Source organism: Pseudoroseomonas cervicalis ATCC 49957, assembly GCF_000164635.1.
Taxonomy (GTDB): domain Bacteria; phylum Pseudomonadota; class Alphaproteobacteria; order Acetobacterales; family Acetobacteraceae; genus Pseudoroseomonas; species Pseudoroseomonas cervicalis.
Genome location: NZ_GG771189.1, coordinates 1 through 669 on the forward strand (window position 1 = coordinate 1; position 669 = coordinate 669).

The following is a 669-nucleotide window of genomic DNA, read 5'->3' on the forward strand; positions in this document are numbered from 1 at the left end:
GCGGGGCTGGCGGTGGCGGCGGGGCGGCGTGGCTCACGCCCCCTCCCCCGCCAGGCGCGGCAGCAGGTAGGCGAGGCCGGAGGCGATGGTGGTGGCGGTGGCGAGCAGGATCAGCCCTTCCAGCAGCAGCGGCATGTCGATACCGAAGCCTGCCAGCAGCAGCGCCAGCGAGGCCAGCAGGATCTGCGCCACGGTGTTGGCCTTGGAGATGCGGATCGGCTGGATGCGCGGCGGCGCGCCGAGCAGCGCCAGCAGCGCGACGCCGCCCATGATCAGCACGTCGCGGAACACCACCAGCAGCGCCAGCCAGTCCGGCAGCACCCCGGCCCAGGCCAGGCCGACATAGGTGCAGACCAGCAGCGCCTTGTCCGCCACCGGGTCGAGCAGCGCGCCGAGCCGCGACTGGCTGCCCTGGCGGCGCGCCAGCCAGCCATCCAGCGCGTCGGAGATCCCCGCCCCGGCGAAGACGAAGAAGGCGATGTCGAGCCGGCCATGGATGACCAGCCACAGCGTCGCAGGCACGGCGCAGAGCCGGGCCAGGGTGATCAGGTTCGGCAGGGTCAGCGCCCCGGCGGCCAGCCCGCCCGGCGGCGGCTCCGCCGGGCCGCGGGGCGAGGGGTCAGCCGCGCCCGGCAAGGCCGACTTGCCAAGCGCCGCCACCGGCCGAGG

The 669-nt window shown here is 75.5% G+C and carries 1 protein-coding gene; it reads right to left on the minus strand.

The features are described from left to right. Nucleotides 1-33: 33 nt before the first annotated feature. On the minus strand, nt 34-669 hold a 636-nt coding region (locus HMPREF0731_RS22500; RefSeq protein ID WP_007006581.1), incomplete at its 5' end, for a CDP-alcohol phosphatidyltransferase family protein.